At 57.9% G+C, this 26,699-nt stretch carries 18 protein-coding genes; 12 read left to right on the plus strand and 6 right to left on the minus strand.

What is annotated here, in order from left to right; translation table 11 throughout:
* Positions 1 to 105: 105 nt before the first annotated feature.
* The 3 genes from T9A_RS13755 (at position 106) to T9A_RS13765 (ending at position 2,042) form a co-directional block, all read left to right on the plus strand.
* A complete protein-coding gene (locus T9A_RS13755) occupies positions 106 to 717 on the plus strand; it encodes a cation efflux transmembrane domain-containing protein (protein WP_035249514.1) in 612 nt (203 codons plus the stop codon).
* 113 nt (positions 718 to 830) lie between these two features.
* Positions 831 to 1,391 (plus strand): PepSY domain-containing protein, encoded by a 561-nt coding sequence (locus T9A_RS13760; RefSeq protein WP_035249516.1) that lies wholly within the window; start codon positions 831 to 833, stop codon positions 1,389 to 1,391.
* 279 nt (positions 1,392 to 1,670) lie between these two features.
* A complete protein-coding gene (locus T9A_RS13765; protein ID WP_035249518.1) occupies positions 1,671 to 2,042 on the plus strand; it encodes a hypothetical protein in 372 nt (123 codons plus the stop codon).
* Between the two features lie 133 nt (positions 2,043 to 2,175).
* Here T9A_RS13765 and T9A_RS13770 read toward each other — a convergent pair whose 3' ends face one another.
* From T9A_RS13770 to metG, 3 genes are all read right to left on the minus strand, one after another.
* A complete protein-coding gene (locus T9A_RS13770; RefSeq protein ID WP_035249520.1) occupies positions 2,176 to 3,516 on the minus strand; it encodes an oxygenase MpaB family protein in 1,341 nt (446 codons plus the stop codon).
* Between the two features lie 317 nt (positions 3,517 to 3,833).
* Complete coding sequence (locus T9A_RS13775) at positions 3,834 to 4,619, minus strand: class II aldolase/adducin family protein (protein ID WP_035249522.1); 786 nt, start codon at positions 4,617 to 4,619, stop codon at positions 3,834 to 3,836.
* 202 nt (positions 4,620 to 4,821) lie between these two features.
* Positions 4,822 to 6,852 (minus strand): methionine--tRNA ligase, encoded by a 2,031-nt coding sequence (metG, locus tag T9A_RS13780; protein WP_035249524.1) that lies wholly within the window; start codon positions 6,850 to 6,852, stop codon positions 4,822 to 4,824.
* Between the two features lie 247 nt (positions 6,853 to 7,099).
* Here metG and T9A_RS13785 point away from each other — a divergent pair, with 247 nt between their 5' ends.
* Positions 7,100 to 9,190 carry an ATP-binding protein gene (locus T9A_RS13785; protein ID WP_035249526.1) on the plus strand — a complete coding sequence of 697 codons (2,091 nt, stop codon included), beginning with the start codon at positions 7,100 to 7,102 and terminating at the stop codon, positions 9,188 to 9,190.
* Here the strand turns inward: T9A_RS13785 and T9A_RS13790 are convergent.
* Positions 9,157 to 11,955 carry a hybrid sensor histidine kinase/response regulator gene (locus tag T9A_RS13790; RefSeq protein ID WP_035249528.1) on the minus strand — a complete coding sequence of 933 codons (2,799 nt, stop codon included), beginning with the start codon at positions 11,953 to 11,955 and terminating at the stop codon, positions 9,157 to 9,159. The genes T9A_RS13785 and T9A_RS13790 overlap by 34 nt on opposite strands.
* Positions 11,956 to 12,096: 141 nt before the next feature.
* Between T9A_RS13790 and T9A_RS13795 the strand changes: the two genes are divergently transcribed.
* The 8 genes from T9A_RS13795 to T9A_RS13830 all read left to right on the plus strand — a co-directional run bounded on the left by T9A_RS13795 (position 12,097) and on the right by T9A_RS13830 (position 24,721).
* The gene (locus T9A_RS13795; RefSeq protein WP_232222122.1) at positions 12,097 to 13,497 is read left to right on the plus strand and encodes an alkaline phosphatase D family protein; all 1,401 of its coding nucleotides are present in this window, start codon (positions 12,097 to 12,099) and stop codon (positions 13,495 to 13,497) included.
* Positions 13,498 to 13,931: 434 nt separating this feature from the next.
* Positions 13,932 to 14,246 carry a DUF2288 domain-containing protein gene (locus tag T9A_RS13800; protein ID WP_035249533.1) on the plus strand — a complete coding sequence of 105 codons (315 nt, stop codon included), beginning with the start codon at positions 13,932 to 13,934 and terminating at the stop codon, positions 14,244 to 14,246.
* Between the two features lie 431 nt (positions 14,247 to 14,677).
* Positions 14,678 to 19,489 (plus strand): NAD-glutamate dehydrogenase, encoded by a 4,812-nt coding sequence (locus T9A_RS13805; protein WP_035249535.1) that lies wholly within the window; start codon positions 14,678 to 14,680, stop codon positions 19,487 to 19,489.
* A 204-nt stretch (positions 19,490 to 19,693) separates the two neighbouring features.
* The gene (locus T9A_RS13810) at positions 19,694 to 20,749 is read left to right on the plus strand and encodes a PA0069 family radical SAM protein (RefSeq protein ID WP_052043035.1); all 1,056 of its coding nucleotides are present in this window, start codon (positions 19,694 to 19,696) and stop codon (positions 20,747 to 20,749) included.
* A gap of 168 nt (positions 20,750 to 20,917) precedes the next feature.
* Positions 20,918 to 21,679 carry an SDR family NAD(P)-dependent oxidoreductase gene (locus T9A_RS13815; protein WP_035249537.1) on the plus strand — a complete coding sequence of 254 codons (762 nt, stop codon included), beginning with the start codon at positions 20,918 to 20,920 and terminating at the stop codon, positions 21,677 to 21,679.
* 355 nt (positions 21,680 to 22,034) lie between these two features.
* On the plus strand, positions 22,035 to 22,652 hold the full coding sequence (locus T9A_RS13820) for a TetR/AcrR family transcriptional regulator (RefSeq protein WP_035249540.1): 618 nt from the start codon (positions 22,035 to 22,037) through the stop codon (positions 22,650 to 22,652).
* Positions 22,652 to 23,290, plus strand: a complete 639-nt coding sequence (locus T9A_RS13825; protein WP_035249543.1) for an alpha/beta fold hydrolase — start codon at positions 22,652 to 22,654, stop codon at positions 23,288 to 23,290. The genes T9A_RS13820 and T9A_RS13825 overlap by 1 nt, the downstream gene beginning before the upstream one ends.
* 30 nt (positions 23,291 to 23,320) lie before the next feature.
* Positions 23,321 to 24,721 carry a tetratricopeptide repeat protein gene (locus T9A_RS13830; protein ID WP_035249546.1) on the plus strand — a complete coding sequence of 467 codons (1,401 nt, stop codon included), beginning with the start codon at positions 23,321 to 23,323 and terminating at the stop codon, positions 24,719 to 24,721.
* Here the strand turns inward: T9A_RS13830 and T9A_RS16690 are convergent.
* Both T9A_RS16690 and T9A_RS13840 read right to left on the minus strand, forming a co-directional pair.
* Positions 24,705 to 26,027 (minus strand): rhomboid family intramembrane serine protease, encoded by a 1,323-nt coding sequence (locus T9A_RS16690; protein WP_052043037.1) that lies wholly within the window; start codon positions 26,025 to 26,027, stop codon positions 24,705 to 24,707. The two genes, T9A_RS13830 and T9A_RS16690, sit on opposite strands and share 17 nt — an antisense overlap.
* 170 nt (positions 26,028 to 26,197) lie before the next feature.
* The gene (locus tag T9A_RS13840) at positions 26,198 to 26,671 is read right to left on the minus strand and encodes a hotdog fold domain-containing protein (RefSeq protein ID WP_035249548.1); all 474 of its coding nucleotides are present in this window, start codon (positions 26,669 to 26,671) and stop codon (positions 26,198 to 26,200) included.
* Between the last annotated feature and the right edge of the window lie 28 nt (positions 26,672 to 26,699).

Raw genomic sequence — 26,699 nt, forward strand, 5'->3', positions numbered from 1 at the left:
GTCCGTTTTATCGGGTGAAGATCACTGGTTTTCCGCTGCGCTCCAATCCAGCCGCAAATGCGGGCGTTAGGTAACAAGTCCCACCCTCAAAGAGGAATAAAACCAATGTCAGATTGCGGCTGCGGCGCAGAGCAAGCAAAGAAGCTAGAAAGAACTACTCTGGCCTATCTTCTTTCTATCAATGGGGTAATGTTCGTGGTTGAGGCTGCGTTAGGCTTCTACGCCCAATCAACCGGCCTTATCGCAGATTCATTGGACATGCTAGCGGATGCTACCGTTTACGGAATATCACTTTACGTCGTAGGTAAAGGCATTTCTCAGCAAGCAAAAGCAGCAAGTGTAAGCGGTGTACTCCAAATCATTCTCGGTCTTGGAGTCCTTTTTGAGGTTGTGCGTCGCTCACTCTATGGAAGCGAACCTCAAAGCATGCTCATCATGGCTGTCGGGCTTCTAGCGCTAATAGCTAACGTAGCCTGCCTAATGCTCATATCCAAGCACCGAGACGGCGGGGTTCACATGCGAGCATCCTGGATATTCTCCACAAATGACGTAATTGCTAACGTTGGCGTCATCTGTTCTGGCGCTCTCGTTTGGCTCCTCGGTAGTAGATACCCAGATTTAGTTATCGGGGCAATAATATCCGCCGTAGTAGTCAGAGGCGGCATAAAAATTCTTAAAGATGCCAAAGCAACCAAATCCCAAGAAATTGTTACCTAACAATGCCTTGCAGCCGACCCACTTTCCGCTACTTCCCTTCGGTCATTCGCTCCAAGTGGGCGGCTGAAGGCAGGCGTTAGGATAAAAATAAAATCTCAATGTACGGAAAATGAATGATGGATAGAATGAAGCTGATGAAAGCCCATGCATTGCTTGCAGCGTTTATTTTTCCTGCCGCGATAATGTTTATGGTTACGGGGGCCTTGTATACTTGGAGTGTAAAAGGGGGATACAAAAATGATGTCTATGAAGTGAAACTTAGTAAGCCTGTACAGTCAAACCTTAGTGAATTAATAAACCTTGCTCAGTTAGAGCTCGATGACCTTGTGATTGAGTATCCTGAAGGTCAGCCAAAGCTCAAGGCCTATGGCAGTCACTTTCTCCTTGAATGGACAGGCTCTTCTAAAGACGTAGTCTTAGAGCCAACTGAAGATCCGTTGATCGCCAAGCTCACTGTTAAACGCACTGATTGGTACAGAAGCCTGGTTCAACTCCACAAGGCTAAAGGCGGCATAGCTTTTAAATTTTATGCTGTGGTTCTTGCTATTTCCATCGTTGCTTTACTCGTTTCGGGTTTTATTATGGCTTGGCAAACACCTAAGCTCAAAAGGGTTACATTAATAACATCATTTGCTGGCTTGTTTTCTTTTTTTGTTTTTGTATTTTTAAGTTAGGCGGATGAACAAGGGTGAGCAGGCAGGATATGTAGTTTCCCCATTTTAGTGGGCATCTTCTCCTAACCAGAGTAGATGCATATTTCTCCATAGAATAATCAGGGAAAGCACCGGCAGTATCGGAACATGAGGAATGCGAGGTCTTGCTCCGTGCGTCAAGCGGCTAAAAATTTCTTGCTTCTACGACTCGTAGTCAGTCCTGCATCGGTTCTCTACTGAAACCAACAAACCGCCCCACTGTGGTAAAATACCCCCAAAGCCCCAACCCCGGACCCAGATATGCTCGTATACCTCCTCGTCGCCTGTGATCGCCTGGATGAAAAGCAGGAAAAGAAGCTCAAGCGCAACCTGCCTGACCTGCAAGCGGCGCTGCAGGCGTATGTGGATGAGAACGAAGCGGGGAAGGTCACCCTGATCAATGACTGCGAGAGTGACGATTGTGAGGACTGGCAACTGGGTATCAGCCAGCCGGTGAAGAAGAAGGCGCAGCTGAAGACGCCGGTCACCCTTTTCAATGATCTTGCCAAGCAATATGGCATTGATTGCGAGGTGGGCTCTATCGAGAACGATGAGCGTGATCCGGTTAGCTACTTTGGCAAGCAGGAAGGGCAGGGGGATGCGTTTCTGATCGGGGAGTATCTGGGTGTGTAGTCTGGGTTGACCGTTACCCTTGAATCGCGCGCGTCCTGTTTCGATGCTGTTGCCTGATGATAAAAAAGCCCCCTGATTAAGGGGGCTTTTTTGTGGCTCTTTGCCGCTGTCGTAGCAGGGCATTAATGCAGGATCAGGTGGCGTTCTTGATGGTGGGAGTGTACTGCGCCGCATCGGTGGTGAATTCCGCATGGCCATAGTCCACCAGCAATTCGTTGATGCGTCTGACCAGTATCCTGTCCGCGATCTTGTTGGCCACGGGGATGTCTTGCAGGGTCCGATAGGCGATCAGGCGGGGCATGATGAACAGACTGCCGATGCTGGACAGGGCGTAGTCGAGCAGGTGTGGTTCCACGCCCATCTCTTTCGCTTTGGATTTGTCGTTTTTGCCGAGAAACGCCTGATTGAAGAACACCTTGGAGACGCTGCGCTCCACCAGGTTGTGGACCTTGCTGGTGAGCTTGTTGTCCTTTGGGCGGTAGACGGACATGGTGGCGCGAGTGAGTTCGCCGCAGGTCTCGTCATCGTACCCTTCGCGCAGGGTGCCGGAGTAGGTGAGCATGGTGTCGATAATGTCCGGCGCCTCGGCGGGTAGCAGTTCTTCGGGCAGGCCCAGCAGGAAACACTGGTAGCGGGACAGTTCGACGATGGCCCGTTCGTTGCGGGTGAAGTGTTTGCGGCCCTTGCGCATGGCCTTGAAGGCGGCCAGATAGGCAGGCATGGTGCCGGCGGGCATCTGGTCTACCTGGGGGATGGGGATGCCGTAGATGGCCGGGTCCCATTTCTTTACCCGTTTGAGGATATTGAAGCGCACCATGGAGTGCATCAGGCGCACCATGGCGGCGGCCTTGAAGCCTGGGCCGAAGCGTTCCAGGGCGCCGGGCAGGGTGGCGGTGGTGAAGAAGCTGGCGGTTTCGTTGATGCGCCGGTTTACCGAGTCGTTGGCCAGGGTACCAGTGATGGCCATGGGCAGGCCGGAGTACTTGTTCATGAAGGTGGCCACGAAGGCGCCACGGATCACGTAGGGGGCCAGGTTGGCCATCTGGTTGCGGCTCAGGCGGGCGCCTTCGCGCACCAGCTCCATGTCCACCCAGTCCGGGGTGGTTTCCATGGCGGTGATAAAGTCCACCAGTTCCTGTGGCGCATCGGGTACCGCGTCGAGCCCTTCGTCACAGGCTTTCTTCAGCATACCGATGAGATCGCGAAAGCTGTATGCCGGCATCAGGGCGGCGTAGGCATCGGCCACGGTGTCGCCCAGCAGGGTGTAAGCGCGGGCCCGTTCCACCTTTTCATGGTCGGCGAGGATTTTCTTGCGGTACTTCCTGGCGAAGTGGGCCGGCAATGTACTGCGGACATCCATGGAATCCGTGAATCGCTCCGGGGTGGCATCAAAGTCGATATCGCCGTAGAGAGAGGGGATCCGGGTTTTCTGGGCGCGGACCTTTTCCCAGAGAGCGTCCAGTGACTGTGTCATCGGTGACCTCGGTAGACAGTGTCTGTTAATTCCCTACACATTGCGTATACCTGTCTGGCAAGACAATTAACGGAAGTCGCCTTTCTGTATAGGTTGGCCGGTTTTGGCCTGCTTTGACAGGGGGAATAGGGGAGAGGAAACAGATTTGGGTGGGGTGTTTGGGCAATTGAGCCAGCGCCATCCATTGTCTGGTAGGCCTTTCACCCTCTCCCTGTCCCTCTCCCCTCAAGGGAGAGGGAACCCTCTAGAGAGGTCGTAGGGGGAGGGAAAGGTTCTGTAAATAATCTTGGCTTTCGACTAGCGCGTTAAACAGGTGCTTAGTCCGCGTACCCGGGGTTCTGGCGGTCCAGTTTGCGTAGCAGGCCTGGCCAGGCCAGGTTGCCGCCCATGCCTTTGGTGACCTGGGAGGCCTGCTGTTTGATGGTGTTGACGATGCCATCGGGGATCGGAGTGAGCGGGCGGTTGCCGGACAGGGCCTGGAGCTGGATTTCGCAGGCGCGCTGGAGGATGAACATGCCCAGGAAGGCATCGGCGATGCTGCTGCCCACGGTGAGCAGGCCATGGTTGCGCAGGATCATGAAGTTGGCGTCGCCCAGGTCGGCCTGCAGGCGGGCCTTTTCGTCTTCACGCAGGGCCACGCCTTCGTAGTCGTGGTAGGCCAGGCTGGCCAGCGGGAACAGGCTCTGTTGCGACAGAGCGAGCAGGCCTTCCTGCTGGGCGGACACGGCCACACCGGCGGTGGTGTGGGTGTGCATCACGCAGTTGGCATCCTCGCGCACGGCGTGGATGGCGCTGTGGATGGTGAAGCCCGCCGGGTTGATATCGAAGTCACTGTCATCGAGTTTGTTGCCGGCCTGATCCACGCGCACCAGGCTGGAAGCGGTGATCTCGTCGAACATCATGCCGTAGGGATTGATCAGGAAGTGATGCTCGTCGCCGGGGATGCGGGCAGACAGGTGGGTAAAGATCAGGTCGTCCCAGCCGTGCAGGGCGATCAGCCGGTAGGCGGCGGCCAGATCCACACGCAGTTGCCATTCTTCTGCGCTGACGGTGTTTTTCTTGGACTGGATGGCGTCCGGGGTCAGTGTTGCCTGGCGGTTCATGGTAGCGCTCTCCCTTGTTTTTCGTTTTTACAGTGTAGAGGGAAAGACCATATCCGGGGCAAGGGGAAAGCGATTGTACGTCGTGGCTGGCCGGAAAGATGGCGGTAACCGCACAGGGGAGGGATATCGGGGTGAGTTCGGGAAGGAAAGCATTCGCGGTGGCACCACCGCTCCCACGAGGGGAGCGGGGATCGGTGCCGGGTTAGCGCACTTCCATACCCGGCTGGGCGCCGCTGTCCGGGCTGAGGATGTGGATGTCCTCACCGCCCGGGCCGGCGGCCAGCACCATGCCTTCGGAGATACCGAATTTCATCTTGCGCGGGGCCAGGTTGGCGACCAGTACCACCAGTTTGCCTTCCAGATCTTCCGGGCTGTATTTGGCCTTGATGCCGGCAAACACATTGCGTTCGCCCAGTTCGCCCACGTCCAGGGTGAGCTGCAGTAGCTTGTCGGCCCCTTCCACATGGGCGGCCTTGGCTACGCGGGCCACGCGCAGTTTTACCTTGAGGAAGTCATCGATGCTGATGGTGTCGTCTGCCACGTGGTCGGCCTTTTTCGGTTCGCTTTTATTGCTGGCCGGTTTGGCCGGTACGTCTTCCTTGGAGGCGTTGAGCATGGTTTCGATCTGCGCCATGTCGATGCGGTTGAGCAGCGGTTTGAACTTGGCGATCTCGTGGCCCAGCAGCAGGGTGTCGCTATCACTCCAGGTCAGTGGCTCGACCTGCAGGAAGGCTTCTGCGCGCTCGGCCAGCGCCGGCAACACCGGCTTCAGGTAGATCACCAGCAGGCGGAACACGTTGATGGCGGTGGTGCAGATGGCCAGCACTTCCTGTTCCTTGCCGTCTTCCTTGGCCAAGGTCCAGGGGGCCTTGTCGGCGATGTAGCCGTTGGCGTGGTCGGCCAGGGCCATGATTTCGCGCATGGCCTTGCCGAATTCACGCTTCTCATAGAACTCAGCCAGGCGCGGAGCCGCTTCTTGCACTTCGCGGACCAGCAGTGGGTTGTCCAGTTCGTCACTAAGCGTGCCGCCGAACTTCTTCACGAAGTTGCCAGTGCGGCTGGCGATGTTCACCAGTTTACCCACCAGGTCGGAGTTCACCCGCTGGGCGAAGTCTTCCAGGTTCAGGTCGAAATCATCCACACGACTGGAGAGCTTTGCGGCGAAGTAGTAGCGCAGGTATTCCGGGCCCAGATGATCCAGGTAGGTGCGCGCCTTGATAAAGGTGCCACGGGACTTGGACATCTTGGCGCCGTTCACGGTGACGAAACCGTGGCTGTAGATGGCGGTGGGTTTGCGCAGTCCGGCACCGTCGAGCATGGCGGGCCAGAACAGGCCGTGGAAATTGATGATGTCCTTGCCGATGAAGTGATACAGCTCGGCGGTGGATTCCTTGCCCCAGTAGTCGTCGAAGCTCAGGCCTTCGCGGTCGCAGTAGTTCTGGAAGCTGGCCATGTAGCCGATGGGGGCATCCAGCCAGACGTAGAAAAACTTGCCCGGGTAGCCGGGAATTTCGAAGCCGAAGTAGGGGGCCTCGCGGGAGATATCCCAGGGCTGCAGATCTTCGATCCATTCCTGCAGCTTGTTGGCCACCTGTTCCTGCAGGGCGCCGGAGCGGGTCCATTCGCGCAGCAGCGACTCGAACTTGGGCAGATCGAAGAACAGCTGGGTAGTTTCCTTTTCCACCGGGGTGGCGCCACTCACGGAGGAGTAGGGCTTGATCAGGTCAGCCGGGGTGTAAGTGGCGCCGCACACTTCACAGTTGTCGCCGTACTGGTCTTCGGACTTGCACTTGGGGCAGGTGCCCTTGACGAAACGGTCCGCCAGGAACATGCCTTTCTGCGGGTCGTAGAGCTGGGTAATGGTTTTCTCGACGATATAGCCGGCGTCTTTATTACGCTGGAACACCATTTCCGACAGCGCGCGGTTTTCCGGGCTGTGGGTGCTGTAGTAGTTGTCGAACTGGATCTGGAAGTCGGCGAAGTCCCGTTCATGGTCCGCTTTGACTTGCGCAATTTGTTGCTCCGGGGTGATGCCGTTTTCTTCCGCCTTGAGCATGATGGCGGTGCCATGGGCATCGTCGGCGCACACGTAGATGCACTGCTCACCGCGCAGTTTCTGGAAACGGACCCAGATATCGGTCTGGATGTATTCCAGCAGGTGGCCCAGGTGAATGGGGCCATTGGCGTAGGGAAGGGCACTGGTCACCAGGATTTTGCGGGGCGTGTCACTCATGGGGTCGACGTCGTCATTCCGGAAAAAGGGTGGCCTATGATACGGGTGCGGCGGGGCTTTTTCATCCTGTGGGTGAACGGCTGTGCGGCATCTCCCACCGCTGATACTGGCAGGGGCCCGCTGCGGGGAATCTTGTGCTAGGGTTTCGGCTCAAAATTATTCTTTCAATACAGTGATTCCGGGAGCTCATGCAGGCCATGGGGCGGCACTTTTTGTCGTCCGGCCACCCGGTCAGGGGAAGGTAACGATGTCACTGAGAGTGCGCATTCGGTGGTTGCTGGTAATTTCCGCGGCTTGTTGTGTGGTGCTGGCCACCGTGGCGCTGTATTGGGTGAATCTATCGCTGGTGGATACCCTCACCGAACGCAACGCCGAGCGGGAACTGGAAAAGGTGGAGGCTACCTTTCTGGATCAGCTTTCCATCTTGCGGGTGCGGGCCCAGGACTGGAGCCAGCAACCGGATCACCCGCCCAGCAATCAGGGGGGGCTGGGTTATCTGGACCTGATGATGGAGCTGCGTGGCAGCTCGGTGGTCTGGAATAACGGCGCCGATAAGGTTTCCTCTCCGGTGTTTGCCACTCTGGCGGAGCGCTTTGACGAGCAGGGCTGCATGCCGATCTGGGGGGTGGTGAAGGTGGAAGGCCGCCCATTGTTGTTCAGCACCGCGGTGGAGATGGGCTGCCAAGCCTATCTGCTGGGGGTGTGGCTGGACAGTGACTGGATGAGCTATCTGTCAGACCGGCTGGGCCATGCGCTTTATGTTCGTGAGGTTCCGGAATCGCTGAAACCGGTGCGGGGATTGACCATGACCGAGGACAAGCAGCTTCTCGGCCGTTTCCCGGTGCCGGATTTCCTTGGCGGCAATCCGCTGGAAGTGGTGGTGGAACTGCCTCGCGATGGCTATAAATCCCTGAATCTGTCGGTGCTGGTGATCGGGTTGATCATGGCGGTGCTGGCCGGGCTTACCGTGCTGGTGATCAACTACCGGATTCAGCCGATGTTGTTCGGGCGTTTGAACCTGGTGCATAACGCGGTGCGTTCCATTGCGCGAGGCGGGGCGCTGGATCAGCGGGTGCCGGTGCTGGGTAATGATGAGATCGGCGCTCTGGCGGAAGACTTCAATGCCATGGTGGACAGCATTAATCACGCCCAGACACAGTTGGCGGATGCCCGCCGTCAGGCGGAGGAGGCAAGCCAGACCAAGAGCCAGTTCCTGGCGAATATCAGCCATGAAATCCGCACCCCGATGACGGCGATACTCGGTTATACCGAGTTGCTGCGTGATGGTTCCCTGAGCCAGGCAGATCAGAATCGCTATCTCACCATTATCCAGCACAACGGCGATGCCCTGCTGGCACTGATTAATGATGTGCTGGATTTGTCGCGTATCGAGGCGGGGCAATTACATAACGAGCAGCGTCTGTTTTCCGTGACCGAGCTGCTGGATGAAGTGGTTGATAGCCTGCAATTGCGAGCGCAGGAAAAGCAGATTGACCTGCGCCTGGATTATCTCTCGAGCATGCCGATGACAGTGTGTGGCGATGCCTTTCGGCTGCGCCAGATTCTGGTGAATCTGGTCGGCAATGCAGTGAAGTTCACGGAGGAAGGCCATGTTCAGGTTTGTGCTGGCTGGTCGGAGGTGGAGCAGCAACTGCAGGTGTCGGTGGAGGATTCCGGTATTGGTATCAGTGACGCGGAGCAACAGAAGATTTTTCAGCCGTTTTCCCAGGCGGACGCGTCCCATTCCCGTCGCTATACCGGAACCGGGCTGGGGTTAAGCATCGCCCGCCAGCTGGCCCGTTCCCAGGGCGGTGATATCTCAGTGTCCAGTGAACTGAACAAGGGCAGCCAGTTCTCCCTGGTGATGCCACTGTCTCAGGCGACCGAAGTGGATATGCGGGCAGCAGCGGCCCAACAGTTGCCTGAACTGGCAGGGACCGCCATGGAGCTGAAAGGCCGGGCATTACTCGTGGAAGATAACGCGGTGAATCGCTTGTTTGTTCGCAAAGTGCTGGAGAAATCCGGGATGCAGGTGGTAGAAGCCGAGGATGGGCGCGAAGCCTGCCGTTATTATGCCGAGGACCGTTTTGATCTGGTGGTGCTGGATATGCAGATGCCGGTGATGGACGGTTATGAAGCCGCCCAGGCACTACGGGACCGTGGCTTTGCGGGCCCGATACTGGCATTAACGGCCAACGTACTGGCGGTGGACCGCCAGCGCTGCATGGACGCGGGTTGCGATGCCTTCCTTGGCAAGCCCATTCGCGTGAAACAGCTGATTACCGTGTGTGCCGGGTTGCTTGCTCAGCCAGAGATACCTGATGGGGTAGCGACCTGACCGCGATGGAGCGCTTCGCGCACCTGTTGCTGGGAAACCGGTTTGCTCAGGTAGTCGTCCACGCCGGCGTCGCGGGCTTTCTGTACATAGTCGCCGGTGGCATGGGCTGACAGGGCGATAATCCAGCAATGCGGGTGAGCGGTGGATTCCTGCTCCAGAGTGCGGATTTCCCGGGTTGCCTGGTAACCGTCCATCACCGGCATCTCACAATCCATGAAGATGATGTCCCAGTAACCGGGTTGTTCGCCAACCAGTTCCAGCGCCTGTTCGCCGTCGCTGACCAGGGTGGCGTAAATACCCAGGGATTTGAGAATGCTGTCGATCACCAGCTGGTTGACCGGGTTGTCTTCGGCCACGATTACGTTCAGGGCGTTGCCCTTGTCCAACACGATGGCGGGTTCTTCAGCACTTTGTTGGGCGAGTTGTTCGTCATGGCCGGTGAGCAGGCTGCGTTTGAGGGCCTGACAGGAGAACGGGGTTTCGATCAGCAACAGGTTCTCGGGCAGATTGTCGCTCAGCGGTTTGCCGGTGGGGTGTAGCAGTACCAGCACCGGGTTACGGAAGTGTTGCTTCAGCCGTTGCACATACTGCGGGTTCTCCATTACCGCATGCTCGGCGATGACAAAGTCCACCGGGCGTGACGGATTGGCCGGATCCAGAGCGCTTTCCACATCACGGTATTCCAGGGTCTTCGCCCCCCAGCGTGTGAGAATCTGGGACAGGCTCAGCAACTGGGCCGGGGTATTGGAAATGAGCAGGGCGCTGCGGTTTTGCAATACCGGTTTGCTTTGCGGTTTTTCCACTTCCACTGGCAGGGACAGCCAGAAGGTGGCGCCGCGGCCCAGCGAGCTGGATACACCGATATCCCCGTTGAGCAGTTCGATCAGTCGTTTGCAGATCACCAGCCCCAGACCGGCGCCGGTATGTTTGCCCTTGCCGGATAGCTCGTGAAATGCCTGGAACAAACTGTTCTGTTGTCCTTCGTCCAGGCCCACACCGGTATCCACCACTTCAAACATCAGCACGCACAGGTTCTTTTCATTCACCGGTTGTTTCACGGTGACGTGCAGAGAGACATTACCTCGTTCGGTGAACTTGAAGGCATTGCTGAGCAGGTTGGTAATGATCTGCTTGAGCCGGATCGGATCGGTTTTGATGCGTTCCGGTACGCGGCTGTCGATATGGATATACAGCGGCAGTTGTTTCTCGCTGGAGCGCAGGGCAAACAACCGCACACAGTCGTCGACAATGCTTTCCAGCTGCACGCTCTGGTAATCCAGCTCCAGCTTGCCGGATTCAATCTTGGAATAATCGAGAATGTCGTTGATCACTGTGAGCAGGGACTGGGTGGACTGGTAAATGGTGCCCACATACTGAGCCTGCTGCTGGGTCATGGAGGTGCGACGCAGCAAGTCGGTCATACCCATGATGCCATTCATGGGGGTGCGGATTTCATGGCTCATGGTGGCCAGGAACTCGCTCTTGGCATGGTTACGAGCGCCGGCCTTGAAGGCTTCCATTTCTGCAATGGCTTTTTCGCGAATGGAGTCGGAATGGGCTTCCTTGAGCCGGCTGATGCGCCGGGCCAGCGCCAGTGACAGCAGAATGACTTCCAGGAATACGCCGGTCTGGACCAGGTTTTCCGTAAGGCCGGTGCGCGGCAGTACGCCGTATTTGTTCAGCGCCATGGCCGCCACACCGGTAATGAAGCAGGCCCAGGCAATAGTGAAAATGCGGGCATCCGGGTCGCCGGCGCGGGTGCGTAGCAGCCCTACCACCAGGATGCTGAAGTCCATCACCAGAATGGCGCTGACGGAAATCGGAATCAGGAAACCGCGGCTGGTAAAGGGGGCGGCAAGGAACAGCAGCGTACCGATGATTACCAGGCCTTTCAGCCATGCCGCCAGGCGCGGCGCCTTTTCCCGCAGCGACAGAAAATGCAGCGTAAACAACGGTGGCAGCAGCACGATCAGGGGTAGCAGGTAGTGAATGATGTACTGACTGACAAGCGGAGAGTGCGGCCACAAGTAACGGTGGGCATAGCCGTGCAGTACTGCCAGAAACAGGGTAACCACTGCCGACCAGCACACATATAGCAGATAGACCTTTTCGCGTATGGAGAAGAACAGCGAGAGGTTATAGAGAATCATCACCAGCATGCCGCCGAAAAAGATTCCCTGGATAATGGTCTGGTTCTGCGCGGATCGGGCGAACTGATCGTGGCTAAGCAGTCGTATCGGCAGCTGGATGCTGTGAGGAGAGGTGACCTTAAGATAAAAACTGCTGTCTTTGCCGCTGGGCAGGGACAGCGGGAAAGCGGGAGTGGGGTAGTTGCCAGGCCGTACGGCAAAATCCCGGTCCATGCCGGCCTGGAAGTGATTGACCAGGTTGCCGCCGGCATCCAGTTGGTAGACGTCCAGCTCGCCGAGCATGGCGTAATCAACCAGTAGCTGCCAGTCGCTGTGCCGTGGGTTCTGGTTGCGCACGGCAAATCGGAACCAGCAGTGTTGATTGGTGAATCCCAGGTTGGGCATTTCTCCCCGGCTGGATTGCCAGGGCAGGGTCGGGCGTTTTTGCAGGGCATTAATGGTCGGCGACTGTGCCGCAGGGGTACAGAAGTAATCCAGCCCTTGATAGGGGTGTAGTTCTTCCTGCTTTTCGCCAATAATCTGCAGCTCGGGACCGTTAGCCCAGACGGCTGATGTCAGCCCGAGTGAGAGAAAGGCAACAAGCAGAATAAAGGCAGTTTTCGCATCCTTGAACAACGTTTTTATTCCTGACAGAGGGTGCCGTTTATTTCGGGCCCATACGAGTGACCATGAGGCTGCCTGCACCGCTTAACCGTGATGCTAGCAGCGTGGGCCGGGGGGCTCAATGCAGGGGGGGCATAAGCCATGAGTCAAAGTGTGAACAGGTTTGCCGTAGGGCCGGTGGTAGGGGAGGCGGTGGACACCCATGTGAGAGTGTTCGGTGCGCTGCCAAAAGGGAAGCTGGGAGCCGGAAAAAAATGGCTGTGGGGGCGGATTCGCTGGCGTCGTAAGGGAAGCACTGACTGGTCGCCGGCGAGAACGTTTCGGCTTAATGGCAACTTCGATGGCTCCGGTGTGGTGATTCTCAATCAGTTGCAGCCTGGTACCCGCTATGAATATCAGGCTGGCTGGGTGGCCACGGAAGATGAGGTAGCGCTGGACTGGGAAGCAGCAGATCAGGGGGAGTTTCTTACCAATCAGCCGGATGCGGATGCCACGCGTTTCTTTTTTGGCTCCTGTTGCTACCGGTTTGTCGGCCTGGATGGTGAAATTCAGGACGATCGGGCAGACAAGATTTTTGCCGAAATGTCGTCGCGGGCGGATACCTCGAAACCGGATTTTGTGCTTTTCGGCGGAGATCAGGTATATGCCGATTCCATGTATAAGTTAGGTGCCGCCACCACCCGTGAGGATTTTGATGCGCTTTACCGGGAAAGCTTTTCCCAGCCGCATCTGGCCAAGCTGCTTCGCGATACCAACAGCTACATGATCCTTGACGATCACGAGATCGAGAATAACTGGCCGGCCCGGGCCAATGCTGAGTTGTGGACCAGCAAATATCCCGCCGCCATCAAGGCCTATCAGATTTACCAGGCGTCCCACTCTCCGGCGGCCCCCCTGAATCAGGCGGGCACCTATCTGGATCGCGATCCGGACCGTTTCTGGTACACCTTCTCCCGGGGGCCGGCAGATTTCTTTGTCATGGATGTGCGCACCGAGCGGGTACTGAGTCGTTGGCCTTGGCAGCGTCGCATGATCGGCGATATTCAGGAACAGGCCTTTATCGAGTGGCTGGATCGTGATCCGGACCGCATCAAGGTGCTGGTGACCTCGGTGCTGTTGTTCCCGGAGCAGCGACGCCCGTTCCGTGGCAAGGATGCCTGGGAGGGTTTCAAGCACCAGCGTCAGCGTCTGCTGGAGGCCATGGGGCGCAGCCGTAGCGACAAGCTGGTGGTGCTGAGTGGGGATGTGCATGCCTCCCTGTATGCCTGTTTGACGTTAAATGGTGGCAAGCAGGTGCATAGCTGGACCTGCTCCGGTTTGTTCTGGCCCACAGCGCTGCGGGCGTTCCGCTGGTATCGCCCGATGATTCGGGTGCCGGGTGTGCTCCATGGGGGCTGGGGTAAGCCTCTGGGCCGGGTGGAGGTCCCCGGCGAGGTATTCAGCGATAACGCCTTTTCCGAAGTGAGCTTCAGCGCCGAAGGGGCCAGCTTTCAGCTGTTCGATCGCAGGCAGCGACCAATCAGCGAGACAAGCCGTGAGATTCGCTGGCGCTGACCCCGGAGCGTTGGCTGGCTGTTTTGTAGGAGCGCCGCTTGAGGCGCGAAATGGCACGGTCGCACATGAAAGCCTCGTGCCAGAAGGCTTCGCGCCTCAAGCGGCGTTATTCGCTTCGCTCCCCCTTCGGGCCAGCCTGCGGCTGTTACTTCGCTAGGCTGGGTTCCTACAGCAATAAGCCTTGGCTTGCCGAGGCCGAAAACCACACCTTGCTATGGCAAATGGCTTACAAAAGATGTAGCAAATCGCGTCTTATGCCGCCTTGCTGGTTTCCCTAAAGTGGATCTCGCAAGGACGCAATCGAACACGGATGTTCAATTTCGGCCCCGGTACAGCCCGCCCGCCATTCCCCAAGTGGCGGGCGTTCTTTTTTCCCTCTTTGATTGCACCCTCCCGAATACGGATAATGCACGGCCCTGAACACGGAGCCGCCCATGTCTGATTCATCCGCAGATCGCGATATTCTCAAAGCCAAACTCAATCAGGAAACGGCCAAGGCCACCTGGAAAGAGCTGCAGCCGTTCTTTGCCCGTGGCCAGACTGTCTATGTGGCGCCAGAACTGGACCTGATCGAAGTGGCACTGGCGTTTTCCGAAGACCAGGCCGACACCCTGTCTCTGTGGCGGGACAAGGGGCAGGTAGACAAGGTCACCGATGATCAGGCCGCCAAGTGGTTTGAGATCGATCAGGGCCTATGGACGGTGGTAGTGATGCCCTGGGTGCTGGTGCAGCCGGTGCAGGTGCAGTAAGGCGCCAGAAGCCTTTTATGCAGGGCGCACTGAGGCTGAGGCGAACTGCACCAGAATAATTGATAATGGACAATTGAGAATTGATAACGCGCGGGATGGTGCCTTTATTATCAAAGCTAGGAGGCCGCGCTTACATTGGGAACGCGACTTCTTAGTTTTCCGGTCAGGCCGGCGTCTGATCGCGTCGTTATCAATTATCCACTCTCTCCATTAACAATTTAGCGGTGTTGGTGCAGTTCGCTTGGACTCAGTGCACCCTGCTGCATAGCGATATAGCCCGCTGCACAATGTTGCTGCCGCTTTCCTGTCATTTTCCTGTTTGCCGATCTAATCACGGCGCCGGGCTGGTATTGATCCATTCCTCCGGTATAGAGTGAAACCGAGGCCGCTGGCCCCTTGCCGGCGCGCCCGAACGGACGCCGGAGGATTCGATGCAGGATGACGTCGCGCAGCGCCAGGCCCTGTTACAGGCCCAGCTTGAAGCACTGGTTACCGCCCACGTCGGGGTCGAACATCAGCCCCTGTTCCGCAGTTTCATGGCGGCTTATTTTGAAATGAGCAGCCAGGCGGCGCTCACCGCCCGTACCCCCGAGCAGCTTTTTCACATCGCCCAGCAACACTGGATGATGGCCTTCCAGCGCCACCCTGAAGAAACCCTGATTCATCTGAAACCACCCACTAGGCCAGGTGGGCTGGCGGCGTTGCGGACGGTGACCGATGACGTGCCATTTCTGGTGGATTCGATCGCCATGGCGGTACGAGATGCGGGCACGGCTATCGACTGGACTATTCATCCAGTGATACAGGTGCTTCGTGATACCCATGGACACATGACTAGGGTGGCCGGCGTTGGCGATGGCGAGAATCCGGCGGAATCCCTGGTCTATGTTGAGTTTGAACCACTGGCCAGCGACGAGGCCTATGAGCATCTCCAGGAATCCCTAGAACAGGTGCTGGGAGAGTTGCGCCTGGTGGTGGAGGATTTTCCGGCCATGCTGGATAACCTGGAAACCACCCAGAAGAACCTCTCTGGGGATTTCCCCAGTCGCGATCAGGAAGAACTTGCCGAGGCTCAGGCCTTTATTGACTGGTTGTCACTGGATCATTTTACCTTCCTAGGCTATGCCCGCTCCCGGGCGGAGCCCGTGGACGACGGCATCAAGCTTTCCCTGGATCATGATGCCGGGCTTGGCCTGGCCCGCCCCGGCAGCCGTTATGCCAACGCGGAAGAGTTTATTGCCCCCCACGACGAGATGGCCAAGTACATTGCCCATGGTCGTCTGGTGGTGGTGACCAAGGCCAATGCCCGTTCGCCGATCCACCACCCCCATTACATGGATGTGGTATCGGTCAAACGGTTGGCGGAGGACGGCACTGTAGAGGGGACCGATCGTTACATCGGCTTGTTCTCGCTGGATGCCTATATCAATCGTCCCCGGGACATCCCGTTGATCCGTCGCAAGGTCAATTATGTGCTGGACCGCTCCCGCCTGCCCGAGCGGTCCCACTCCGGCAAACATCTCCGCGACATTATCTATCAGTTACCCAGAGACGAACTGTTCCAGTGCAGTGAAGAGGAGCTCTACAGCATCTGCATGGGTATCCGTGCCCTGCGCGACCGTCACCACCTCAGCCTGTTCATGCGGCGAGATCGTTACGGACGGTTCTATTCCTGCATGGTCTATCTGAGCCGGGAGCGTTATTCCCGGGAACTGCGTGATCATGTCACCGCCGAGTTGAAGCAGCTCTGCAATGGCAGCTCGGTGGAGCGCACGGTGGATTTTCTGCGTGAGGGGCTGGCACGGATTCACTGCATTATCCGTATTCCCCAGGGGACTCATCTGGCCATGTCACAGGCCCAGGTGGAAGAACGCCTGTTGGCAGTTACCCGCACCTGGGCTGACCAGCTTCGCGACATCCTGCGCAAGGAGGGCGAGCATGGCGAAGAGGGTGCCGGACTGGCGCAGCGCTTCGGCGACGCTTTCCCGGTGGGCTATCAGGAAAAGACTGATCCGATGGAAGCTGCAGCGGATATTCATTATCTGGCGCAGTTGAATGACCGCCAGCCGGTGCTGCCCTCGCTGTCCATCAATAGCGGCGACGGGGCTGCCTGCCCCACCAGTCTGCGTCTCTATAGCCAGAAGAAACCGATTGGCCTGTCAGATGTGTTACCCGCGCTGGAAAATTTCGGTCTGCGCGTGGTGAGACAGGAACCCACTCAGGTCATCCCTCGGGATGGTGAGGCCCAGTGGGTACAGGTGTTTGATGTGCAGGTGCATGGTGATTGTGCCCTGGGGCCGGTGCAGCAGAAACGCTTTTTTGAAGAGGCGTTTCTGGAATGCTGGCATGGCAACACGGAAAACGACGGCCTTAACCGCTTGGTACTGTTGGCTGGCCTTAACTCCCGGCAGATCGTCTGTCTGCGGACGCTGACCAAGTACCTGGTACAGACCGGCTTGCCCTATTCGCAGAATTATATGGAACAGTTGCTGGCGGACCATGCCAGCATCGCCCGCTCTCTGGTGCAGCTGTTTGAAACCCGTTTTGACCCCGGAATCAGCGACGAGCGCCGCAAAAACGAGGGCCTCAAGCTGGCCCAGAACCTGGATCACCAGCTGGACCAGGTGGCCTCGCTGGATGCGGACCGGGTGCTGCGTGCCTTCCTCAGTGTGGTGCGGGCCGGGTTGCGCACCAACTTCTACCAGCCGGATGCGGCCGGCCACGACAAGTCCTATGTGAGTCTGAAGCTGGACCCGAGTCAGGTATCGGAACTGCCGCCGCCGCTGCCCATGTATGAAGCCTTCGTCTATTCACCGCAAATGGAAGGTATCCATCTGCGTGGTGGTCCGGTGGCCAGGGGCGGGCTGCGCTGGTCTGACCGGCGCGAGGATTTCCGAACCGAGGTGTTGGGCCTGGTGAAGGCGCAGATGGTGAAGAACGCCATTATCGTGCCGGTGGGTGCCAAGGGCGGCTTTGTGCTCAAGCGAGGCAACCCGGCGGACCGGGAGGCCTGGCAGCAGCTGGGCATCATCTGCTACAAGGAATTTATTCGCGGCCTGCTGGATATCACCGATAACCGGGTCGGGGATCAGGTGGTGCCGCCAGCCTCCGTGGTCCGTCATGATGGCGATGACCCTTATCTGGTGGTGGCCGCTGACAAGGGCACCGCGACCTTTTCTGATATCGCCAATGGCCTGGCCGATGAATACGGCTTCTGGCTGGGCGATGCCTTTGCCTCCGGCGGCAGTGCCGGCTACGACCACAAGAAGATGGGTATTACCGCCCGCGGTGCCTGGGAGAGCGTTAAGCGGCACTTCCGGGAAGCGGGCAAGGATATCCAGACAGCGCCCTTTACGGTGGTGGGCATCGGCGATATGGGCGGCGATGTGTTCGGCAACGGCATGTTGCTGTCCGAACAGATCAAGCTGGTTGCCGCGTTCAACCACATGCACATCTTCATTGATCCGGACCCGGACCCGATGACCACCTTTGCCGAACGTCAGCGGCTGTTCAACACGCGTGGCACCACCTGGGAAGATTTCGATGCATCGCTGATTTCCGACGGTGGCGGGGTCTGGTCGCGCAGTGCCAAAAGCATCACCCTCAGTGAGCAGGCTTGTAACGCTCTGTGTATCGAGCAACGTACCCTGACACCCGCGGAGTTGATCACCGCCATCCTAAAGGCACCGGTGGAGCTGCTCTGGAACGGTGGCATTGGCACCTATGTGAAAGGCAGCAACGAAAGTCCGGCACAGGTAGGCGACCGGGCCAACGATGCCATCCGTATCAATGGTCGCGACCTGCGTTGTCAGGTGGTGGGCGAGGGCGGCAACCTGGGGCTGACCCAGTTGGGGCGGATCGAGTACGCGCTGAACGGCGGCTGTATCAACACCGATGCCATCGACAATTCCGGTGGCGTGCACAGCTCCGACCGGGAAGTGAACATCAAGATTCCACTCAATCAGCGGCTGCGTGATGGTCGCCTGGACCGGGAAACCCGTGACCCGCTACTAGAGCGGATGACCGATGACGTGGCAACGGCCGTACTGCGCGACAACTATGTGCAATGCCTGGCCCTGAGCCTGTTGGAATTCAATGCCGCCAGCCGTCTCGACGAACACGCCAACCACCTGCGCACTCTGGAGCGCCAGGGCTCGCTGACCCGCTCGGTGGAATACCTGCCGGATGACGAGGGGCTCAGTGAGCGCCGCACCCGGGGCAAAGGGCTGACACGGCCGGAACTGTCGGTGTTGTTGTCCTACACCAAGAATGCTTTGTTTGATGCCATGCTGGCCACCGATGTGCCGGACGACCCCTTCTTCGATCAGGACGTACTCAACTATTTCCCGGAAGAGCTGGTGGAATCCTTCCGCGAGGATTTATTGGCGCATGGGTTGCGCAGGGAGCTGATTGCCACTGTGTTGTCCAATGCGGTGGTCAATCGTATGGGCTTTTCCTTTGTCCACCGTTATGCCGATGAGCATGGGCTGTCCCTGCACCGTATCGTCAAGGCCTATGCCATGGCTCACGCGGTGTTCGATGGGGACCTTTACTGGGCACCGGTGGACGGGCTGGATGGCAAGGTGGACAGCCAGGTGCAGCTGCGCCTCTATGGTCGTGTCATCGGCCTGATGAAACACGTCACCACCTGGCTGATCCATTACAAATGGGGTCGTCGCCCGGTGGCGGAAGCGGTCAACCGCTATCGCAAGTCCATTGGTGAGCTGGAAGCCATGCTGCCGGATATCCTGCCAGGCAGTTACCGTCAGGAGTGGGATCAGGCGGTGGCCGGCATGGGCGACGATGGCGTGCCGGAAAAAGAAGCTCGCCTGCTGGCCAACACCATGGTGCTGGGCAGCGCGCCGGACGTGATCGAATTGGCCTCCCAGGCCCAGGTGCCGCTGAAACTGGCGGCGGAGGTCTACTTCCTGGTCGGGGATCGCCTGCAGATCCTCTGGCTGTTGTCCGCCATCATCGACCTGAGCGTACAGGGTCGCTGGCAGGCCCTGGCCCGCGCCAACCTGCGCGAAGACTCTTATCGCCTGCACCGCCAGGTGGCTGCCAAGGTACTGGAACAGGAGGGCGACAACGCCGCCGCTCGCTTTGCTGCGTGGGAAGACAAGGCCAGCCGCAAGGTCGCCTTCGGCATCCACCGCTTGCAAACCCTGCAGGCAGACAGCCCCCACGACTTCATGACACTTGCAGTCGGGGTAAGGGAGCTGCGCAAGCTTCGGAGTTTGTAGGCCACTTATGCCACCAGACTTCGTTGGAGCTATGCTTGCATGGCGAAGGGGTTGCCCGCTTCGCCATATGCTGGTGATCAATACTCCCATTCGCCTTGCGAGCAAGGCGCCACCGGGCTGGCTGGGCGTAGTTGGGTAAAAAGTATTGAGTCCGGGCTCTTCTCGATATACTGTACAAAAAGACAGTATTTGACGGGAGCCATTATGCCTGCTGTGAACCGGGGTACCTTCAGCCAGATACCGGGACGCTTTGCCGTCAGCCATAGCGATATGGATGACGCGCCGGTAAACCGGCCCACCCGCTATCACCGTGAACAGGCAAAAAGCCTGATCATGACCAATCGCAGCCCGGACCTGCCATTTGAGCAGAGCATCAATCCCTACCGGGGCTGTGAGCATGGCTGTATCTACTGCTATGCCCGCCCCAATCATGCCTATGTGGATCTGTCACCGGGCCAGGATTTCGAGAGTGAAATCTTCTGCAAGGACAATGCGGCAGAGGTACTGCGCGATAGTTTGCGCAAGCCAGGATATCGCTGTCGGCCCATTGTGCTGGGTACGGTGACAGATCCTTATCAGCCCATCGAACGAGAACGGCGTATAAGCCGGGAACTGTTGCAGGTGCTGGTGGATTGCCAGCATCCCTTCAGCCTGATCACCAAGAGCACCCTGGTACTGCGAGATCTTGACCTGATTGCTCCCATGGCGCGCCTGGGCAGGGCGTCGGTGGCGGTGTCCGTGACCACGCTGGATAACCGCCTCAAAGGCGAGTTGGAGCCACGGGCCAGTGGTGGCCGTGAGCGCATCAAGGTGATTCGTGAGCTGAGCCGGGCCGGGGTGCCTGTAACTGCCCTGGTGGCGCCAGTGATTCCTTTCATCAACGACCACGAGCTGGAAGATATTGTCGAGCAGGTGGCCCAGGCCGGTGCTCAGCAGGCGGGTTATGTGGTGTTGCGACTTCCCCATGAAGTGGGGCCGCTCTGGGAGGAGTGGCTGCATGAGCATTACCCGGAGCGGGCGGAGAAGGTGATGTCGGTGATGCGGGATCTGCATGGTGGCGCCGTCTATGACAGCCGCTGGCACCAGCGACAAAGCGGGCAGGGGGCCTGGGCGCATCTGCTGCGCCAGCGTTTTGCATCCGCTTGCAAAGCGGCCGGATTGCAGGCCCGTGAAGAACAATCTCTGGATTGCAGTGGCTTTGTGCCACCAGGTCCCCATGGCCAGCTCAACCTGTGGGGCGTGGCAGAAGGGGAGACCTGAAGCGATGGCGCTGTTGGAGCTTTGCTCGCAAAGCGAAGATTGCACTGAAAACCAGGGCTCTCAAAAGGTAGTGTCGAGGCGCAACTCATTTAAGTAACCAGCGGTTATTTACAGATCGGTGATTTTTCTCTAAATTAGTGACCGATGGTTACTTAATGGAGAAAAGCTATGCAAGCGGTCGTTATTACTGGCGCCAGTGCCGGTATTGGTAAGGAATTTGCCCGGCAATTGGCAATGGAAGGGAACAACCTGGTATTGGTGGCCCGGCGCCTGGATCGCCTGGAGGCCCTTGCCGGCGAGTTGCGCGAGCGAAACGGTATTGAGGTTGCCTGCATCGCCTCGGATCTGGCGCAGCCGGAAGCCTCCGCCGAGCTGGCAAAGGCGCTGGAGCAACAGCAGATCGCGGTGACTGGCCTGATCAACAATGCCGGCTTTGGTGATCGCGGGCAGTTTGCGGATCTGGATCTGCAGCGGCAGCTGGATATGGTGCAGGTGAATGTGACAGCCCTGGTAGATCTGACCTGGCGTCTGGTGCCGGCGCTCAAGCAGGCTAAGGATGCGTTTGTGATCAATGTGGCGTCTTCGGCGGCCTTTCAGGCAGGCCCGAACATGACCATTTATTACGCCACCAAGGCCTTTGTTCTGTCGTTCTCTGAAGGCCTGCACGAAGAGCTGAAAGGTAACGGGATCGCGGTCAGCGCTCTGTGTCCAGGTGCTACCGATTCAGAGTTTGCTACCGAAGCCCACATGACCGATACCCTGTTGTTCAAGGCTGGCACCATGACTACCGAAGCGGTGGTGAAAAAGTCTCTGGCAGGGCGCCGTCGCGCCATTGTGATTCCCGGCCTGAAAAATTTGCTGCTGGTGTGGATGGGCAAGTTCTCGCCCCGTATGATTACCCGCCGACTGGCAGGCATGCTTCAGGCGTAATCTGCGCTGGCGGATCTCTGGCGTAGGGTGCACTGAGCCTTAGGCGAACTGCACCAATACCGTTAAGTTGATAATTGAGAATGGATAATTGATAACGACGCGATCAAACGCCTGCCTGATTGGAAAACTCAGAAGCCGCGTTCAAAATGCAAGTGCGGCATCCGGGCTTTGAGAATAAAGGCACTATCCCGCACGTTATCAATTCTCAATTATTCATTATCAATTTTTCTGGTGCAGTTCTGAACCCTACGCTCGGCGCCCCTGCAGGTTCCGACTGGATACTAATGTCGGCGGAAAATCATGCTTGCATGATGAGCGATCTGGCACTGATTCCTGATTCAATCAGAGGTTCCCTATGGCCGAATGTGTTTTTCAGCGCGCCCGCTCACCTGAGCAGAAGGCGGAACGGCGCGCCCAGATTCTTGCGGCGGCGGCAACCTTCTTTGAGCAGGAGCGTTTCGAAGCCATCAGCCTTGCCTCCATTGCCCGCAGGGCCGGCGTCACCAAGGCGGCGTTGTATCGTTACTTCCCTTCCAAGGAAGCGCTGTTTCTTGGCTTGTACCTGGATGAACTTGAGCGGGTAAGCCATGCGCCAGTGGATGACAGCTTGCCACTGTGGCAGGCCTTGTCGGAGATGCTGGTGGCGCGCCCATTGTTTTGCCGGCTCACAGCGATCCTGCACTCAGTGCTGGAACAGAATCTGGATGAGGCGGCGGCCTTAGCGTTCAAACAGTCCCTGCTAGCGCATTTCGCGCAATTGGCTCAGCGTCTGCAGCAGGCCTATGGTCTGTCCAGCGATAAGGCGGCCACTTATCTGATGCAGGTACAGCAAACCTTGATCGGCTGCTGGGCTGTCAGTCATCCGGCACCGGTGGTAGAGAAGGTGCTTGATACACCTGGGCTGGATCTTTTTCGGGTAGATTTCAAAACGGCGCTGCAGGCCCAGTTCAAGGCGCTGGAGATGGCGCTGTGATGGATTTGCTGTGGAACTGTGCCGAGCAGCCAGCGGCGCTGTTGGTGCTGGCCCATGGCGCTGGCGCTCCCATGGATAGTGACTTCATGAACGCCATGGCGGAAGCTCTGGCCGATCGGGGAATCTCCGTTGTCCGTTTCGAGTTCCCCTATATGGCGCGCCGTCGCCAGGAACAACGCAAGTTCCCGCCGAATCGCGCCCCGCAGTTGCTGGCGCACTTCCGGGACGTACTGGCGGCGTTGCCGGACGACAATCTGCCGATCTGGATCGGGGGCAAATCCATGGGCGGGCGCATGGCATCACTGCTGGCAGCGGAAACAGACTGTCCGCCTATCCATGGAGTGGTGGCGTTGGGTTACCCGTTTCACCCACCGGGAAAACCGGAGAAAACCCGCACTGAGCATCTGCCACATCTGGCTGTCCCCATGCTGATTTGCCAGGGTGAACGTGACCCCTTCGGCAAGCCGCAGGAGGTGACGAATTATGGTTTGCCGCAAGCCATCTCTTTACACTGGCTGCCCCATGGGGATCATGATTTTCGACCACTAAAGCGCAGTGGTCTTGAGCAGACCGATTTGATTGGTGACGCTGCTGTCAGGGCAGCATTGTTCATCAGGGAAATAAGAGCGGCACAATGACGTGCCGGTAGGGAAGGGTAAGGGAGTGACATGGAAGCCTGTAATTATCACCTGAAGAAGCCAGGGAGCTGGCATTGCTCCGGTTGCAGCAAACGGTTTTGTGGGCAGTGTGTGCCGGGTGGAGAAGAGAATTTTCGTCCTGGCTTGCCGCGCTGTGTGTTGTGCAGCCAACAGCTGGACTGGCAGGGCGATGGTGAGCCTGGAACGCCATTCTGGCAACGCTCCGGGGAAATCCTGCAATACCCGCTCAAGCCACCGGCGTTATGGCTGATTCTGTCTCTGGGCATTGCCAGTGTGCTGTCTCTGGGGCTGCTTACGGGCCTGTTGTTATTGTTTCTGGCTCTCACCCTGTTTGTTTATTCGCTGGTAGTGATCGCGGAGGTCGCTGGCGATGACTGGGTACCGCCATCCCCGATGGATGTGATGTCCGAAGGTGGCTTGCTGGTCAAGCAGATCGTCCTGTTGATTACCTTGTTTACGGTGCCCCTGTTGCTGGTTTCAACGTCCATGGTTCTGGCCATGGGGCTGCTGGCCCTGGCTGCGCTGGTGTTGCCGGCGGCGGTGATGATTCTTGCAGTGAGTCGATCTCTGCGCATGGCGTTGAACCCGTTGCGCTGGTTGCAGCTGGTGGTCACTGTCGGGGTGTCCTACCTGCTTTTGTGGTTTGCCGTGATGGCGGTGACGGCTGCTCCGTCGTTACTGCAAACCCAGAGTGATCTTCAGGTGTTGGTATTTCTGGGTACGGCGTTCTCTGCTTATACGACGATTGTTGCCTCTGCCATGATGGGCGCCATGCTCAATGAAAAGGCCCGCGAACTGGGGCTGGCAGAAGATGAGCCCCGGGGGCGTTCCCTGGCTGCGGATGATTTTGATGTGGCAGAAGCGCTGGGTTCTGCCCATATCTATGCTCAGGAAGGGCGTTTTGACGATGCGCTGGGCGTGGTAAATCGTGGCCTCAATGCAGCCCCAATGCACCAGGAACTGAACTGGCGCCGACTGCGTCTGCTGCGCTTGCTGGAAAAAGACAAACCCTGGCAGGCGCATCTTGCCCGTTTTCTTCGCCAGCAATTCGCCAATGGCAACGAGGGTTCCGCTGTGCAGATCTGGCTGGAAGCCCAGCAGCAACAGCCGGGATTCCGCTTTGAAGAAGAAGGCAGTTTGTCTTTGTCGTTGGCCCAGGCGTTGTACGAGAGGGGGCGATTGAAAGAAGCGCAGCATTTGCTGGTAAACCTGCATCAACGAACGCCGGGCTTCCCATTGTTGGGCACGGCCTATGTGCTGTTGGCCCGATTGTATATGGAGCAGCACGGGGATCTGCTCCGGGCGGGCAAGTTGCTGGCCTTTGTGGAAAAGCACTTTCCCGATCAGTTTCAGAGCCAGGAATCCTGCGAAGCCATGCAGGTATTCCAGCGTCTTAAAGCCGCTGGCTGAGCCGTTCCAGGCGAGGGTGCTGCCACTGTTTCTTTTGCAGATCCTGCACGATCTCTCGTACCAGCTTGCTACGCTGCTGGCGCCAGGCCAGCTCTGCCAGCAGCAGTTGGTAGGCGGGAGGCAGGGCACGGATGTCGCCGCCCAGAAATTCGTATTCCTGCCATAGCGCCCCCAGCAGGGCATCACTGCCCTGGCGTTCGCTCAAGGTTTTAACTGCCTCTTTCATGGCCGCATCCAGCTGCTTGCGGCGCAGGCCCATCTGCAGGAAGAAAAACCACAAGGGGCGGCTTTTAGGGTGGTTGACAAGCCATTGGCGGCAGCGGGACTGGGCATCATCAAAGCGTAATTGTTCGGCCAGTTGCTGGCAGATTGCAGGCACCTGAGTGTCATCTCCGTCCATGCCGGGCTGATTGCCTTTCTGCCGGTTCGGTTGCTCGGTGAAAGGAAGCAGGAAAGCCAGAGCCAGCCCGGTCAGCAGGCCGCCGGCGTGGGCCATATAGGCGACGTTGCTGTTCATTGTCGCCGCCTGTATCAGTTCCCAGCCCAGCCATACCGGAAACAGCACCAGTGCCGGTGCCCGGAAGCTACCGAAGAAAAATCCCAGCGTGTAGAAAAACTCCAGCTTGCGCAGACGGAATGTGCCGGCAAACAGTCCCATCAGACCGGAAATGGCGCCAGATGCCCCCACCAGTGGAATGCCGCTGTTCGGAGCGGATGCGATAAACAACAGGCCTGCACCGATGCCACAAAGCAGATAAGCCGGTAGGAAACGCCGGGCACCCCAATGCCGTTCCATGGCAATGCCAAACATGATCAGGAACAGCATGTTGCCGAGAAGATGAAACCAGTCACCATGCATGAACTGGGAGCTGAGCAGGGTGACCAGGCTGGGATCATTGGGAATCAGCCCCCAGCGAATAGTGGATTGCTGATCCATCCAGTCTTCAAGATCGTTGCGAAGCTGGCGCCACTGGTTGGCAGGGGGGTGTTGCTGCCAGTGGTGGTGAACATGCAGGGCGAATGCCTGATCGTACCAGCCGTAGGCCATCATGAAATCCGCGCCCTTGTCGTTCATGGCCACAGCATCGGCATAGGTCCTGCTGTCCTGCTGTGATAGCCACTGCAGCAGCAAATCCACTTCATAGTCCGCCAGCAGATTGGCCTGTTCTGCAGTCAGCGGACCGTCTCTTTGCAGATCCTGGTGGGTGGTCCAGGTATAGACGGCAATATTGATCAGGATCAGCAGAATGCAGATCCAGGGCGTAGTGCGGCGCGCTTCCTTGTCACCGACGGGTACGATAAGCATGTGGTTCCCCCTTTTCCCGGCGACTAGTGTAGCGTCATCCTTGCAGGCGGGGGAGGGCTGTCAGAGCGCTGCGGGTTCAGAACGAAAGAAGCCGCGCCCAAATGCCTGGACACGGCCTCATACAGTGACGCAAACACGGCCCCAGCTCGGGAACCGTTAACTATTCACTGTTAACTGCTTTTAGCGGGTTTCTCACTGATCCACAGATTGATGGTGCCTTCCACTACCACGGTGCCATCGTCGCGCATGGCTTTGACGGTGACGGGAAGGTTGCCGGGTTTCCAGTCTTCCGGATTGGCTTCGGCGGTGGCAGTAATATCGCTGGTGGCCTTGGCGGTATAGTTCACATCCATGCCTTTGGGAATCCAGCGCAGGTGCTTGGGCACAGAGGATTCCGCCATGGCGCCCATGGCACATTCCAGTGCGTTGCAGATGGCGATCACGTGCACTGTCTGGATGTGGTTTTCCACACCTTTACGTTTCTTGAACTTTACCTCACAAAAGTTGGGGCGAAGTTCGCTGATGATCGGGGTAATAGTGGCAAAGTAGGGGGCTTTGCGGCTGAACACCATGGAAAACAGCTTGCGGCCGGCGGGCAGCTTCAGGGCTTTTTCGTACATGTTCAGAAGGTAGTTGTCGCTCATGGCAGGACTCCTGTGCAAGATGCGCCCA

Origin of the sequence: Alcanivorax jadensis T9, from assembly GCF_000756655.1 — a bacterium.
GTDB lineage: Bacteria > Pseudomonadota > Gammaproteobacteria > Pseudomonadales > Alcanivoracaceae > Alcanivorax > Alcanivorax jadensis.